The following is a 13,963-nucleotide window of genomic DNA, read 5'->3' as shown; positions in this document are numbered from 1 at the left end:
TCGGTCGGGCCGGCCCAGCGCCTTGAGAACCTCGTCATCCTGCCGGGGACTCGAACGGGTCCCCCGCCAGGGACTCCCACCTGCGCAGGGAACGGGGTTTGACCGTCACTTCCCACACGCCCGCCGGGGAATGACGCGCATCCGACGATCGTTCCCTTCTGCGGCGAACACACGACCCATGGGAGGCACAGCGTGCACAGCGAGACGGACACCGTCCGCAAGATCCTCAACGAGCTCGGCGACACATGGGCGATCGTCGGTCTCTCCTCGAACGAGCGACGCGCCGCATATGGAGTCGCAAGGGTCCTGCAGCGCTATGGCAAGCGGATCGTCCCCGTGCACCCGAAGGCCGAGAAGGTCCACGGGGAACTGGGCTATCCGTCCCTCGATGCCATTCCCTTCGACGTTGACGTCGTGGACGTTTTCGTGAACAGCGAGCTCGCCGGCGCGGTCGCCGATGAAGCCGTGGCCAAGGGCGCCAAGGCGGTCTGGTTCCAGCTCGGCGTCGTCAACGAGGAGGCGTACGAGCAGACCCGCGCTGCGGGCCTTGAGATGGTCATGGATCGGTGCCCTGCCATCGAGATCCCTCGGCTCGGCTGACGACGCCCGCGCTCACGCTTCCAGCTCCATACGGAACGGAATCGCACCCGACGGAACTGTCCCGTGGACGTCGTGGACGTGTCGCCCGGCCGGCGGCTCAGGCGACGCCGAGCCCCTCCAGGATCACCGTGCCCGGCAGCCCGGCGAAGACCTTTCCGGGCACGATGAGCTTGCCGCGGCGCCGCCCGCTGCCGATCAGCACCCATTCCGTGTCGACCACGGCGGAGTCCACGAGCAGCGGCCAGCCGGCCGGGAGTCCGATCGGGGTGATGCCTCCGTACTCCATGCCGGTCTCGCCGGTGGCCGTGTCCATCGAGGCGAACGACGCCTTGCGGGCGCCGAGTTGCTTGCGTACGACGCCGTTGACGTCGACGCGGGTCTTCGAGAGGACCAAGCAGGCGGCCAGGGTCGACTCGCCACCGCGCTTGCCGGCCACGACGACGCAGTTCGCGGAGGTGTCGAGGAGGTCGGCCCCGTGGTGCTCGACGAAGGCCGCCGTGTCGGCGATCAGCGGGTCGGTGTCGACGTACAGCAGCTGCTCGGCCGGGACGTCTCCGCTCCAGCCGCGCACCGCATCGGCGACGGGCGGCGTGAGCTCGTCGAGGCAGTCCGGGGCGGGCCTTGCGTTGTCGAAGTCTCCGATGGGTGCGCGCATACCCGTCACGCTAACAGCCGTCGGGCGCCCCGCGATTGGACGTCTCAGCGAGCGGGCGGCACGGACACGGCCATGGTCATCTCGACCTTCTCCGTCCCGCTGTTGCGGTAGGTGTGCGGCACGTTCGCCTCGAAGGTCGCCGAGGTTCCGGCGGGAACCCGGTGGGACTCCCCCTCGATGACGAGCGTGAGCTCGCCCGCGGTGACGTGCAGCAGCTCGACGGTGCCGTCGGGGTGCGGATCGGATGCGCTCTCGTCCCCGGGCATCAGCGTCCACGCCCACAGCTCGATCGGGCCTCGCGCCTCGGTGCCGACGAGCAGCGTGGTGGAGCTCCCGGCAGGGGTGGACCACATACGGACGGCCTGGTCCGGCGGTACGAGCTGGACCTGCGGGCCCTGCTCGTAGTCGAGGAGCGTGGTGATGCTGACGCCGAGCGCGTCGGCGAGCTTCACGGTCGTGCCGACGCTGGGGTTCGTGCGAGCCTGCTCGATCTGGATGATCATGCCGCGGCTGACCCCTGAGCGGGCGGCGAGGGCGTCGAGGGTGAAGCCCCGCTCGCCGCGCCAGCGCTTGAGATTACGGGCGAGCGACTGCGTGAGCTGGTCCAGGTCCGACACGTTCCGTCCAATATTTTGAATGGTAGAGTTCAATGGATTGCACTACGGTGTGGTGCACTCGATCGTTCACCGAACTGTACTGCGAGGCCGCCATGACTGCCCTGTTCGCCCTGGCCACCAGTCTCCTCTGGGGGCTGGCCGACTTCGGCGGCGGGCTGCTCACGCGGCGTACGCCGGCGCTGACCGTGGTCGTCGTGTCCCAGTCGATCGCGGTGGTCGTGCTCGGCGCGATCGTGGTCGCGACCGGCGGCTTCGGCGAGGCCGGCCCCCAGCTCTGGTACGCGGTGGCGGCCGGTGTGGTCGGCCCCGTCGCCATGCTCAGCTTCTACAAGGCGCTGGCCCTCGGCCCGATGGGCGTGGTGTCGCCGCTCGGCTCGCTGGGCGTCGTCGTGCCGGTCTCGGTGGGGCTGCTGCTGGGCGACCGGCCCGGGCTGCTGCAGTTCGCGGGCATCGGCGTGGCCGTGGTCGGCGTCCTGCTGGCCGGCGGACCCGAGTTGCGCGGGGCGCCGGTGCAGCGGCAGGCGATCCTGCTGACCCTGCTCGCGGCGTTCGGCTTCGGGTCCGTGATGGCGCTGATCGCCGAGGCCTCGACCACGCTCACCGGGCTCTTCCTGGCGCTGTTCGTGCAGCGGGTCACCAATGTCGCGGTGGGCGGCACCGCGCTGTTCGTCTCGGTGAGGCGGGGCGGCCGGGCGCTGCCGTCGGCCGACGACGGCGGACCGCGGCTCATCCTTCTCTCGCTGCCGGCCCTGGCGTTCGTCGGACTGGCCGACGTCGCCGCGAACGGTACGTACTCCATCGCCGCGCAGAACGGCCCGGTGACCGTTGCCGCCGTCCTCGCCTCGCTCTATCCGGTGGTGACGGCGCTGGCGGCGCGGGGAGTCCTCAAGGAGCGGCTGCGGGCCGTGCAGGCGGCGGGGGCCGGGCTGGCGCTGGTCGGCACGGTGCTGCTGGCGAGCGGCTGACCGCGCCCGCGTCCGGCGGCCCCTGGCCGGCGGCTGGGCAGCGAGCAGCCGACAGGCCTCGGCCGATCAGCTCTCGTCCGGCTCCAGCGCGGCAAGCGCCCGCAGATCCTCCGGAGTGACGCCCTCCGGAATCGGCACCGGCGCAGGCGTCCGCAGCGGCGGCTGCCAGCCCTGCTCGGCATCCCAGCGGCGTACGACCTTGGCGGGCGCCCCGGCAACCACCGCGTGGTCGGGCACCTCACCGCGTACGACGGCACCCGCCGCGACGACCACATTGCGGCCGATGCGGGCGCCCGGCAGGATCACCGCGCCCGTGCCCAGCCAGCAGCCGGGGCCGATCTCGACCGGCTCGGCCCGGGGCCACTGCTTGCCGACCGGCTGGTGCGGGTCGTCGTAACTGTGGTTGGTCGAGGTGATGTAGACGTAGGGGCCGCAGTACGTGTCCGACCCGATGGTCACCGTCGTGTCGGCGATGACGTGACTGCCACGCCCGAGGACGACACCGTTGCCGAGGGTCAGGATCGGATCGGGCCCGAGGTCGAGATCCGGCATCATGCCCGCGGTCAGCGTCACCTGCTCGGCGATGATGCAGTGGTCACCGAGCTCGATCCACGCCTCGCCGAACACGGTGCCCTGCGGAAACGCGAGCCGGGTGCCGGTGCCGATCCTGCGGAAGCGGAGCTCTCCCGGCGTCTCCGCGGTGACCGCGCCCGCCTCCTGCAGCCAGCGCCGGCCGCGGTGGACGGCTCGGGCGACGGCACGGCGCCGCCAGGCGGTCAGCGAGGAGAACGTGTTTCTGTTCTTCGGCACCCGGACACGGTAGTGGGCGGGGGCATCGCTGGTCAGAGCGGTGAGCTGTGATGTTCGCCCTACAGCGGGGCTTCGCACTCGGTCGCGACGGGGAAGGGGAAGAAGGTGTCCGAAGCCACCGAACCACTGCGCGACCTCGTACGGCGTCACCGGGAACCGGCCGTCGTCCAGACCGTGCGCTCCACCGCCGCGGCCGTCATCTCGTACGTCGTCGCCCTCCAGCTGAGCAGCGAGCCCGCGCCGCTCACAGCGCCGCTGACCGCCCTCCTCGTTGTCCAGGTCACGCTCTACTCGACCCTCACCAACGGAATCCGCCGGGTGAACTCGGTCGTCGCGGGCGTGCTCATCGCCATCGGCTTCAGCGCGCTGGTGGGCCTGAGCTGGTGGAGCCTCGGACTGGTGATCCTGGCGTCGCTGGTGATCGGCCGCTTCGTCAAGGTCGGCGAGTATGTGCCCGAGGTGGCGATCAGCGCGATGCTCGTGCTGGGCGTGACCCAGGTGACCGAGACCGCGTGGGACCGGGTCCTGGAGACCCTGATCGGCGCGGTCGTGGGGCTGCTGTTCAACTTCCTGTTCGTGCCGCCCGTGTGGGTGAGCGACGCGAGCGCGGCGATCATCGACCTCGCCGGGCGGATGCAGAAGCTGCTCGCGCACGTCTCCGGTCAGCTCGGTGAGCACACCCCCGTGGAACGGGCCGCCGCCCGGCTGCACGAGGCCCGACGCCTCGACCACGACATCGTGCAGGTGGACGCCGCCCTGCGGCAGGCGGAGGACAGCCTGCGGCTCAATCCCCGGGTCAAGGAGCCGCTGCTCTCCCGGCTCGTGCTGCGCACGGGCCTCGACGCGCTGGAGATCTGCGCGGTGATCCTTCGCGTGTCCGCCCGTACGCTCACCGACCTCGCCAAGACCCGCAGTTCCGGAACGTTCTTTCCGCCGCCCGTGACCTCCGAGCTCCAGGAGCTGTTCGGTCATCTGTCCAACGCGATCGGGAGCTTCGCCGAACTGATCACCACGCAGGTCTCGGCGAATGCCGAGGAGGCCGAGTCGCGGCTCTCCACGGAGCTGGCCACGGGCCGCGAGTGCCGGGACCGGGTCGCCCGGCTGCTGCTGGACGGTGTCCGAACGGACCCCGAGCACTGGCAGCTGCACGGGGCACTGCTCGCGGAGGCGGACCGGATCCTGGACGAGCTGGACGTCGAGAAGCGCTCCGAGCGGCTGATCGAGGAGCTCGACCGGCACTCCCGAGAGGAGCCTGCGGGCCGGCGCTGGCTCGAGGACCTGAAGCGCAGGGTGCGAGGAAGCGTGCGGCGCGGTGGGAGCGGAGCCGACTGACGGTACGGTCGGCGCTGCGCCGCAAGGTGTACGCGCGGACGAGGCGGACGTGCCGAGGCGGCCGCACCCGTGGATGTGCACGGGCACGGCCGCCTCGGTCATACCGGCGCGGCAGGGAGCCTCACCGGCCGGACTTCTTCACCCGTTCGGCGGCGTTCTCCATGGTCTCCTGGGCGTTGCCCATCAGCTGCTCGCCACGGCCCTCGGCCTGCATGCGCTTGTCGCCCATGGCCTTGCCCGCGGTTTCCTTCATCTGACCCTTGGCCTGCTTCGCCTTGGCCTTTGCCTTACCCATGAGGGTGGTCCCTTCACTGTGGGGGGTGGACTGGCGTATCCACCTTGCGCCCATCACCCAGCGTCCGCAATCGGTGACGCCGGGCGACCAGGCGGGGCCTCCTCAGTCGGGTGGTTCGGGCAGCGGCCGGGAGCCGGGATCCGGGTCCGGAGGCGGCGCCTCGTCGGGCTCCGGGGCCGGTGCGGGCGGCTGCGGGTCGTGCGGCACGGGATCGGGGCTGCTCGGCACGGGCGCCGGTCCGTCAGGGGGCGGTTCCTTCGGGGTGGTCATGGCTGGGCCTTTCCGGGTCGCGCCTCTCATCCCCTCGCCCGCTGCGGCTACCCCGTGCCCCGCGGCCCAATCAGCGGGCGGCGGCGGCAGCCGGCCGGTCAGTCCTCGAGAGCCGCCCGGTGGCCCTTCACCAGCTCCAGGTACATGGCGGCATTGAGCTTGATGCCCTCCCGCTCCTCCACGGTCAGCTCGCGCCTGACCTTGGCGGGTACGCCCGCGACCAGGGAGCCCGGCGGAACCCGCATGCCCTGCGGGACGAGGGCCTGCGCGGCGACGAGCGAGCCGGCGCCGATGTGCGCGCCGTTCAGGACGGTGGCACCCATGCCCACCAGGACGTCGTCCTCGACGGTGCAGCCGTGCAGCACGGCGTTGTGTCCGACGGACACGCGCTCGCCGACGGTCACCGGGAAGCCCGGGTCCACGTGCACGGTGCAGTTGTCCTGGATGTTGCTGTCGGCGCCGACGACGATCGGGCCGCAGTCGGCGCGCAGCACGGTGTGGTACCAGACGCTCGCCCCGGCCGCCATCGTGACATCGCCGATCACGACCGACGTGGGCGCGGTGAACGCCTCGGGAGCGATCTGCGGTTCCTTTCCGCCCACTCCGGAGATCAGTGCCCGCTCGCGCTCTGCCATCGCCGTCTCCTCATCACGTCATGACGCCGTCACGTCACCACGTCATCGCGCCGTCACGTCACCACGTCATCGCGCCATCACGACGTCAATTCTGCGTCGTGCCCGCGTGCACCGTAGGCGACGTCTCGTCGGCGCCGTCCGCGGGGGTGCCGGCCGCAGCGCTCCCGGCGCGAGCGGCCGCCTTCTTCGCGCGGTTCTTGAGGACGAGCATCGAGGTGAGGCCGATCAGTACGGCGACGACGAGACCCAGCCAGGAGAAGCGCTTGAGCCAGGCCTCGGCGACCACACCGACGGTGTAGATGACAGCGGTCGTGCCGCCCGCCCAGAGGATTCCGCCGAAGACGTTGGCGATGAGGAACTTCCAGTACGGCATGCGCAGGACACCGGCGAGCGGTCCAGCGAAGATCCGCAGCAGCGCGACGAAACGGCCGAAGAAGACGGCCCACATGCCCCACTTCTCGAAGGACCGCTCGGCCATCGCGATGTTGGCCTCGCTGAAGTGCTTGGGGAACTTCCCGCCGAGCCAGGTCAGCAGCGGGCGGCCACCCTTGCGCCCGATGGCGTAACCGATCGAGTCGCCGATGATCGCGCCGGCCGTGGCGCAGGCGCCGAGCACCCAGGGGTTGATGTCGCCGTGCTGGGAGGCGAGCAGCGCGGAACTGACGAGGACGATCTCGCCCGGCAGCGGGATGCCGAGGCTCTCGAGGCCGATGACCACCCCCACCAGGACATAGATGCTGACCGCGGGGACCGTCTCGAGCCATTCCTGGACGTGCAAAGCCGGTTCCTCCCGTTGTCGTCGGCTCTGGCCCGTGGTCGTCGTCGAGCCCAGCTGCCCGGCGTGCGCGGCAAAAGGCGCACGCCGGGCAGCCTACCTGCTCGCACCACCCGGACCGCCGAGCAGCCTGCCGCGGCCCCTGTGCCCTGCGGGCGCCGCGGCGGGCCGGCGGACGGGTCGTACGACGGATCGTGTACGGACCTAGACCGGAGCGTGAGCCCCGGCGTGGGCCCAGGATGAGCATGGGCGACGGGGAGACACCCGGCCGGCAGCCCGGGCCGGAGGGCTCAGGCGTTGGGCCGCAGCCCGGGCCGGAGGGCTCAGGCGTTGGGCCGCAGCCCGGGCCGGAGGGCTCAGGCGTTGGGCCGCAGCGTCCAGACGACGGTCATCTCGCCCGTCACGGCGCCGTCCGCGCGCGTGATCGCGATGTCGACGGGGAACTCGGGGCGCTCGCCCGCGTCCAGCTCCGCGACGACCTCGGCGGCGGGGCGGCCGAGCGTGGCGGTGGCCGTGACGACACCCATGGCGAGCTTCTTGTAGCCGATCTCGGCCTTGACGGCGAGCGGCACCGCGCGGCTCAGCTGGTCGCCGAAGGCGGCGAGCACGATCGCGCCGCTCGCGGATTCGGCGAGCGTGAACATCGCGCCGGCGTGCGGTCCGCCGACGTGGTTGTGGTAGTCGGGCTGGTCCGGCATACGGACCACGGCGCGCTCGGCGGTGGTCTCCAGGAACTCCAGGTTGAGGGTCCTGGCCATGGGCACCGTGGCGGCGAGCATCTCGCCCACGGTCATCTGGTCTGCGCTCATGCGGCGGATGTTACCCGCGAGTAGACGAGCTTGGCCACCCCCATGGGGGCGGGCGTGGCAGTGAACACGCCACACCTCTATGGTTACTGGCCATGTGGCCAGGACAGCAGCCGCCCGGGGGCGAGCAGAACCCGCAGGACCAGAACCCGTACGCGCAGCCGGGTTACCAGCAGCCGAATCCGTACGCGCAGCCGGGATACCAGCAGCAGCCCGGGTACCAGCAGCCTGGTTACCCCCAGCAGCCCGGATACCAGCAGCCGCCGAACCCGTACCAGCAGCCGACCGTGCCGCAGTACTCCGTGCCCGGTCCGCCGCAGCCCGGTGGCCCCGGCCCGTCCTCGGACAAGAAGAGGACCGCCGTCGTCGCGGTCGTCGCCGCCACGGCCGTCGTCGCCGCCGCGGTCATCACCGGCGTCGTGGTGCTGAAGGACGACGACAAGAACACACCGCAGGCGGACGGCAAGCCCACCGCGTCCGTGACTCCGTCCGAGCAGCCCGCCTCCCCCACCGAGAACCCGCGGGACGGCTCGAGCGCGGCCAAGCCGACGATCGCCGGCTGGAAGGTCGTCACCAACCCCAAGCACGGAACGCAGTTCGACGTTCCGGCGGACTGGGAGGTGGAGGGTCCCGGCGTCGGCAGCGGATTCGAGGACCGCGAGAAGGGTGACGGTTCGCCGCTGGTCATGATGTCGGCGCCGGCGTTCTACAAGAGCAAGTGGTGCTCCGTCGACTCCGACAAGGACGGGAAGATGGAGGACTCCGGTCTGGGCGGCACCGGCACCAAGGGCGGCCAGGGCGCCAAGGACACCGCGGACGCGGCGTACCAGGAGGCGGGCACCTGGGTGTTCGCCGCCTACGCCCAGGAGCAGAAGAGCCTCGTCAAGATCACCAAGGCCAAGCCGTACACGACGAAGTCCGGTCTGAGCGGGCATGTCGCGACGGCCACCGCGCTGGGCGTGAAGAAGGACGACAAGTGCGACACCGACGGCAAGTCGATCGCGTTCTCCTTCAAGAACGCCAAGGGTGACTTCGCGACCTGGGTCCTCTACGCCAATGAGGGCGTCCCGGAGGAGATCCCGGACGCCACGATCCAGCAGATCCTCAGCACCGTACGACTGGCCGAGGTCCCCACGTCGTAAATCCCGTCCGGCGGGAAATCCGGTTTGGCAAGCAGGGCCGGCGGCGGCGATAGTCCACGGGTGAACAATCCCGCCGCCGCTCCCCCGAACCGCCGGATCCGCCGCCCCGAGTGGGCCGGCCGCAACTACTCGCTGCTGACCGCCGCCGCGATCGTCACCAATCTGGGCACCCATGGTGCCCTGATCGCGGCGGCGTTCGCGGTTCTGGAGTCCGGCGGCGACGGCGGCGACGTGGGGCTCGTCGCGGCGGCCAGGACCCTGCCGCTCGTCCTCTTCCTGCTGATCGGCGGGGCGATCGCCGACCGGCTGCCGCGGCACCGGGTGATGGTGGCCGCCAACGCCCTCAACTGTGTCTCGCAGGCCGCCTTCGCCGCACTGGTGCTCGCCGGGGATCCGCAGCTGTGGCAGATGATGCTGCTGACCGCGCTGTGCGGCACCGGCCAGGCGTTCTTCAACCCGGCCGCCGAGGGCATGCTGATGTCCAGCGTCGACGGCGAACAGGCGAGCCGGGCCTTCGCGCTCTTCCGGATGGCGATGCACGGGGCCGGCATCGGCGGCGCGGCGCTCGGCGGCGCCATGATCGCCGCGGTCGGACCGGGCTGGGTGCTCGCGATCGATGCCGCGGCATTCGCGGTGGCGGGCGCGCTACGCGCGTTCCTCGACGTCAGCCACATACCGGAGCGTGTTCCCGGCGGCGGCCTGCTCGCCGATCTGCGCGACGGCTGGCAGGAGTTCATCGGCAGGCCCTGGCTGTGGTCGATCGTGGCCCAGTTCTCGGTGGTGGTCGCCGTGGTCGGCGCGGCCGATTCCGTCTACGGGCCGCTGGTCGCCGAGGAGTCGCTGGGCGGCGCCCGGCCGTGGGGCCTGGCGCTGGCGGCGTTCGGGGTGGGCACGCTGGGCGGGGCGCTGCTGATGATGCGGTGGAAGCCGCGGCGGATGCTGCTCGTGGGCACCCTGTGCGTCTTTCCGCTCGCGCTGCCGTCGGCGGGGCTCGCCGTGCCGCTGTCGATCGGTCCGCTGGCCGTGGTGATGTTCGTCAGCGGTGTCGCGATCGAGGTGTTCGGCGTCGCATGGATGACCACGCTGCATCAGGAGATCCCGGAGGAGAAGCTGTCCCGGGTCTCCGCGTACGACTGGTTCGGCTCGACGGCGATGCTGCCGCTGTCCACGGCCCTGGCGGGGCCCGCGGAGAGCGTGTTCGGCCGGGACCAGGCGCTGTGGGGCTGCGCCGCGCTGATCGTGCTGGTGACGGCGCTGGTCCTGCTGGTGCCCGACGTACGGAATCTGACGAGGCGTACCAAGCAGGTGACCGGGCACGAGGCGGCAGCCCTGCTCTCGACCGATGTCGCGGCCGGTGTCGCGGCCCGTGTCCCGGCCGATGTCTCGGCCCATGTCTCAGCCCATGTCTCAGCCCATGTCTCAGCCCATGTCTCAGCCGATACCGAAGGCCCCGTCAGGCGGCTCGGGTGACGCGACGGCGTCCTCGTCCCGTACCGCCCGCGCATCCCCGATGAGGCGTCGAAGGGCCTCGCCGTGCTCGACGCGGGCCGGGAAGGCGTCGGACGCGGTGCGGCGCGCGAGCGCCACCGTGTCGATCCCGGTGTGCGACGCGAGGAGCACGGCGTTGCCGAACCTGCGTCCGCGCAGCATCGCGGGCTCGGCGACGAGCGCCAGTTCCTCGAACTCCGCGGCGAAGGTGGCCAACTGGGAGCGGAGGAAGCCGAAGGGCGCGCCGTCGGCGAGGTTGGCGGCGTAGAGCCCGCCGGGGCGCAGGACGCGCTCCGCGGCCCGTGCGTACTCACGGGAGGTGAGATGCGCGGGCACCCGCGACCCGCCGAACACATCGGCGATCAGAACGTCGGCCGAGTCCGCCGGGGCCTGCTCGAGCCACTCGCGGGCGTCGGCGCCGTGGACGGCGATCCCGGTGCCGGGCGGCAGCGGCAGGTGCTCGGCGACGAGCTCGAGCAGCCCCCGGTCCGCCTCCACGACGTCCTGCCGCGAGCCGGGCCTGGTCGCCGCGACATACCGGGGCAGGGTCAGCGCACCACCGCCGAGGTGCAGGACGTCGAGAGGCGCTCCCTCGTCGGCGACGCAGTCGACGACATGGGCCAGCCGGCGCGCGTACTCGAACTCGAGGTGCGTGGGCTCGTCCAGATCGACGTACGACTGCGGCGCCCCGTTCACGGTCAGCAGCCAGGCCCGCTCCCGGTCCACGTCGGGCATCAGCTTGGCGGTGCCGTGTTCGACGGCGCGGACGACGGGGATGGACTCGTTCACCTGCCCATTGTCCGCCCGGCCGGTCTCTCCCCCTCGGCAGGGCCCCTGAGCAGCCCGTCCGGGGTTCGAGGACGGACACACCGGATCACGTGATGCGGGCGGCCACGTCGGCCGGACCACCGGACCACCGGACCGACCGGGGCCGCCCGGAGCCGAACAGGCTCAGCGCGGCCAGACGGCGCGGACCTCGTCTGCGTGTGCCTCCGCCTGGGCCAGACCGGCGCGGGCGGAGCCCGCCCGGCGCGCAGGGTCCAGCACATTCCGCCCGAACGCCTTGCGGGCGGCCCGGTCCGGCGTGATCAGGACGACCCTCGCCCCCGCGGCGGCGAGGAGGGCGGCCTGGGTACGGGCGGAGACGACCGGGCCGCCGCCGACGGCGATGGGGGCGACGATGACGACGGTGTCGTAGCCGAGGGCCAGGTCGGCGTTGGTGGAGGAGCGCACTCCCCCGTCGATGAAGCGCCGCCCGTCGATGGTGACGGGCGGCCAGACGCCGGGGACGGCGCAGCTCGCGCCGACCGCGTCGACGAGCCCCACCCCGCTCTCGCGGTCGAACGCCCGGAACTCGCCCGTGATCGCGTCCACGGCCGTGACCACCAGCCTCCGCGCCCGCGGCCATTCGTGCGCGAGCAGCCGCTCGGCGAAGACGGCGCGCCGCACCTCCTCCGGTTCGGTACGGGTGGACAGCGCGAGCCGGCCCATGCGGGCGCCGTACGCCTCGGTGTCGCGCGACCGCAGGACGCCCCAGAGGTAGCGGGCGAGCACGGTCGCGCCCATGCCCGCGGGCACCTCCCCGTCGGGGTCGGTCAGCTGACGGTCGTACAGCTCCGGCAGCGTCAGCCGGCCCGAGGTGAGCTGTGCGCCGACGACCGAGCCCGCCGACGTGCCGACGATCAGATCGGCACCGGTCGGGTCGGCGCCCACACGGGCGAGCCCGTGCAGCATGCCGATCTCCCAGCCGATGCCGGCGAGCCCGCCGCCGCCGAGGACCAGTGCCGTCCGGTGCTTCTTCGCGTCGTCGTCCTTGTCCGCGTCCTTTTCCGCCATGGCAGCAGTGTGGCGGGTACGAGGCGGGTCCGCCCCCCGCATGTGGCGGGAGGCGGACCCGGTAAAGCCGAGCGGCTCAAACCAGTTCGGTCACCGTGCCGGCGCCGACCGTGCGGCCGCCCTCGCGGATCGCGAACCCGAGTCCGGGCTCCAGCGGCATGTCGCGGCCGAGCTCCACGGTCATCGTGACCGTGTCGCCCGGGCGCGCGACCGCCGTCTCGCCGAGGTCGACGTCCCCGACGACGTCCGCGGTCCGGATGTAGAACTGCGGCCGGTATCCGGTGCCGATCGGGGTCGTACGGCCGCCCTCGCGACCGGACAGGACGTACACCCGTGCGGTGAAACGGCGGCTCGGCGTGACGCTGTCCGGCGCCGCGACCACATGCCCGCGGCGCACCGCGTCACGGGGCACTCCGCGCAGCAGCAGCGCCACATTGTCACCCGCCTCGGCGGACTCCATCGGCTTCCCGAAGGTCTCCAGGCCGGTGACGACGGTCGTGACGTCCGCACCGAGCACGGCCACCTGGTCGCCGACGCGCACGGTGCCGCGCTCGACGGCGCCGGTGACGACGGTGCCGCGCCCGGTGATGGTGAGCACGTTCTCCACCGGGAGCAGGAACGGCGCGTCCGTGTACCGCACGGGCATCGGCACATACGTGTCGACCGCGTCCAGCAGCGCCTCGATCGCCGCCGTCCAGCGCGGGTCGCCCTCCAGGGCCTTGAGCCCGGAGACCCGGACGACGGGCACGGACTCGCCGCCGTACCCGTGCGCGGTGAGCAGCTCGCGGACCTCCAGCTCGACCAGGTCGGTCAGCTCGGGGTCGCCGGCGTCGGCCTTGTTGAGCGCGACGACGATGTGGTCGACGCCGACCTGACGGGCCAGCAGGACGTGCTCGGCGGTCTGCGGCATGATCCCGTCGAGCGCGGAGACGACGAGGATCGCCCCGTCGAGCTGCGCGGCGCCGGTGACCATGTTCTTGACGTAGTCGGCGTGGCCGGGCATGTCGACGTGCGCGTAGTGCCGGGTGTCGGTCTCGTACTCGACGTGCGCGATGTTGATGGTGATGCCGCGCGCGGCCTCCTCCGGGGCCCGGTCGATCCGGTCGAACGGCACGAACGTGCCGGTGCCGCGCTCGCTGAGGACCTTGGTGATGGCGGCGGTGAGGGTGGTCTTGCCGTGGTCGACGTGGCCCATGGTGCCGATGTTGAGGTGCGGCTTGGTCCGCACGTATGCCGTCTTGGGCATGGCTGACGCAGTTCCTTCCCGGAACTCGAAGAATGAACTCCACATGGAGGGGGACCCCTGGGCCGTACCGACCCTCCCCCTACGGGGTCCGCCGGACAGTCCGGGAAGGGTCAGCTTCGGGCGCCGTCGAGGGGCGCCGCGGCAGCGGCTGCGGGTGCAGCCGCGATTACGGCTGCGGCTGCGGCTGTGGCTGCGACGACGGCCGTGGCAGCGAAATCGGCAGCCTTCGGCGCGTCCGCGACTGCGGACGGCGCTGCGGGGAAGGCGTACCGGAACATGCGTCGATGATCGCTGCTGCGGGGAGCCCGCGTCGAACGGTTTTCCTTACGGGCAGTCCCGTACAGGGCCTAGGTGTATTGACCCGCAGCGTTGTTGACGCGGCTGATCGGAGGTTGTCCTCCGATTGCGGTGTGGCAGCGGTGGTGGTTGTAGGTGTGGAGGAAGTCTGCCAGGGCCTGGGACCGCTCGGTGTTGCTGGTGTAGGGCCGTAG

General features: G+C 71.7%; 16 protein-coding genes and 1 pseudogene. 5 read left to right on the top strand and 12 right to left on the bottom strand.

Going from position 1 to position 13,963, the window contains the following annotated elements; all coding sequences use genetic code 11:
• The first annotated feature begins 192 nt into the window (after positions 1 to 192).
• On the top strand, positions 193 to 600 hold the full coding sequence (locus ACWCXB_RS19970; protein ID WP_450724617.1) for a CoA-binding protein: 408 nt from the start codon (positions 193 to 195) through the stop codon (positions 598 to 600).
• A 97-nt stretch (positions 601 to 697) separates the two neighbouring features.
• Here ACWCXB_RS19970 and ACWCXB_RS19965 read toward each other — a convergent pair whose 3' ends face one another.
• Both ACWCXB_RS19965 and ACWCXB_RS19960 read right to left on the bottom strand, forming a co-directional pair.
• Positions 698 to 1,255 carry a YbaK/EbsC family protein gene (locus ACWCXB_RS19965; protein ID WP_450724615.1) on the bottom strand — a complete coding sequence of 186 codons (558 nt, stop codon included), beginning with the start codon at positions 1,253 to 1,255 and terminating at the stop codon, positions 698 to 700.
• 44 nt (positions 1,256 to 1,299) lie between these two features.
• The gene (locus tag ACWCXB_RS19960; RefSeq protein WP_450724613.1) at positions 1,300 to 1,872 is read right to left on the bottom strand and encodes a helix-turn-helix domain-containing protein; all 573 of its coding nucleotides are present in this window, start codon (positions 1,870 to 1,872) and stop codon (positions 1,300 to 1,302) included.
• 92 nt (positions 1,873 to 1,964) lie between these two features.
• Between ACWCXB_RS19960 and ACWCXB_RS19955 the strand changes: the two genes are divergently transcribed.
• Positions 1,965 to 2,837: an EamA family transporter gene (locus ACWCXB_RS19955; RefSeq protein ID WP_450724611.1), complete on the top strand. Its 873-nt coding sequence runs from the start codon at positions 1,965 to 1,967 to the stop codon at positions 2,835 to 2,837.
• A gap of 66 nt (positions 2,838 to 2,903) precedes the next feature.
• On the opposite strand, the gene ACWCXB_RS19950 is transcribed toward ACWCXB_RS19955, so the two are convergent.
• Positions 2,904 to 3,647, bottom strand: coding sequence for an acyltransferase (locus ACWCXB_RS19950; protein WP_450724609.1), 744 nt, complete (start codon positions 3,645 to 3,647; stop codon positions 2,904 to 2,906).
• Between the two features lie 105 nt (positions 3,648 to 3,752).
• Here ACWCXB_RS19950 and ACWCXB_RS19945 point away from each other — a divergent pair, with 105 nt between their 5' ends.
• A complete protein-coding gene (locus ACWCXB_RS19945; protein ID WP_450724607.1) occupies positions 3,753 to 4,979 on the top strand; it encodes an FUSC family protein in 1,227 nt (408 codons plus the stop codon).
• 121 nt (positions 4,980 to 5,100) lie between these two features.
• On the opposite strand, the gene ACWCXB_RS19940 is transcribed toward ACWCXB_RS19945, so the two are convergent.
• The 5 genes from ACWCXB_RS19940 to ACWCXB_RS19920 form a co-directional block, all read right to left on the bottom strand.
• Positions 5,101 to 5,274: a CsbD family protein gene (locus ACWCXB_RS19940; protein ID WP_450724605.1), complete on the bottom strand. Its 174-nt coding sequence runs from the start codon at positions 5,272 to 5,274 to the stop codon at positions 5,101 to 5,103.
• 102 nt (positions 5,275 to 5,376) lie between these two features.
• On the bottom strand, positions 5,377 to 5,544 hold the full coding sequence (locus ACWCXB_RS19935) for a hypothetical protein (RefSeq protein ID WP_450724603.1): 168 nt from the start codon (positions 5,542 to 5,544) through the stop codon (positions 5,377 to 5,379).
• 98 nt (positions 5,545 to 5,642) lie between these two features.
• Positions 5,643 to 6,179, bottom strand: a complete 537-nt coding sequence (locus ACWCXB_RS19930) for a gamma carbonic anhydrase family protein (RefSeq protein WP_450724601.1) — start codon at positions 6,177 to 6,179, stop codon at positions 5,643 to 5,645.
• 85 nt (positions 6,180 to 6,264) lie between these two features.
• On the bottom strand, positions 6,265 to 6,957 hold the full coding sequence (locus ACWCXB_RS19925; protein ID WP_450724600.1) for a DedA family protein: 693 nt from the start codon (positions 6,955 to 6,957) through the stop codon (positions 6,265 to 6,267).
• Between the two features lie 353 nt (positions 6,958 to 7,310).
• Positions 7,311 to 7,748: a DUF4442 domain-containing protein gene (locus ACWCXB_RS19920; RefSeq protein WP_450724862.1), complete on the bottom strand. Its 438-nt coding sequence runs from the start codon at positions 7,746 to 7,748 to the stop codon at positions 7,311 to 7,313.
• Between the two features lie 107 nt (positions 7,749 to 7,855).
• On the opposite strand from ACWCXB_RS19920, the gene ACWCXB_RS19915 reads away from it, so the two are divergent.
• Both ACWCXB_RS19915 and ACWCXB_RS19910 read left to right on the top strand, forming a co-directional pair.
• Positions 7,856 to 8,902, top strand: a complete 1,047-nt coding sequence (locus ACWCXB_RS19915) for a hypothetical protein (RefSeq protein ID WP_450724598.1) — start codon at positions 7,856 to 7,858, stop codon at positions 8,900 to 8,902.
• Between the two features lie 60 nt (positions 8,903 to 8,962).
• Positions 8,963 to 10,372 (top strand): MFS transporter, encoded by a 1,410-nt coding sequence (locus ACWCXB_RS19910; protein WP_450724596.1) that lies wholly within the window; start codon positions 8,963 to 8,965, stop codon positions 10,370 to 10,372.
• Here the strand turns inward: ACWCXB_RS19910 and ACWCXB_RS19905 are convergent.
• The 4 genes and pseudogenes from ACWCXB_RS19905 to ACWCXB_RS19890 all read right to left on the bottom strand — a co-directional run.
• The gene (locus ACWCXB_RS19905) at positions 10,334 to 11,179 is read right to left on the bottom strand and encodes a spermidine synthase (RefSeq protein WP_450724594.1); all 846 of its coding nucleotides are present in this window, start codon (positions 11,177 to 11,179) and stop codon (positions 10,334 to 10,336) included. The two genes, ACWCXB_RS19910 and ACWCXB_RS19905, sit on opposite strands and share 39 nt — an antisense overlap.
• 162 nt (positions 11,180 to 11,341) lie before the next feature.
• Positions 11,342 to 12,226 carry a patatin-like phospholipase family protein gene (locus ACWCXB_RS19900; protein WP_450724592.1) on the bottom strand — a complete coding sequence of 295 codons (885 nt, stop codon included), beginning with the start codon at positions 12,224 to 12,226 and terminating at the stop codon, positions 11,342 to 11,344.
• Positions 12,227 to 12,302: 76 nt separating this feature from the next.
• Entirely contained in the window at positions 12,303 to 13,472 is a 1,170-nt protein-coding gene (gene tuf / locus ACWCXB_RS19895) for an elongation factor Tu (RefSeq protein WP_450724590.1), read from the bottom strand.
• Between the two features lie 347 nt (positions 13,473 to 13,819).
• Positions 13,820 to 13,963: pseudogene (locus ACWCXB_RS19890) on the bottom strand (IS481 family transposase); the annotation flags it as partial.

The sequence above is a fragment of the Streptomyces sp. NPDC001514 genome (genome assembly GCF_053597075.1).
This window is presented reverse-complemented; position numbering and strand designations above follow the sequence as displayed.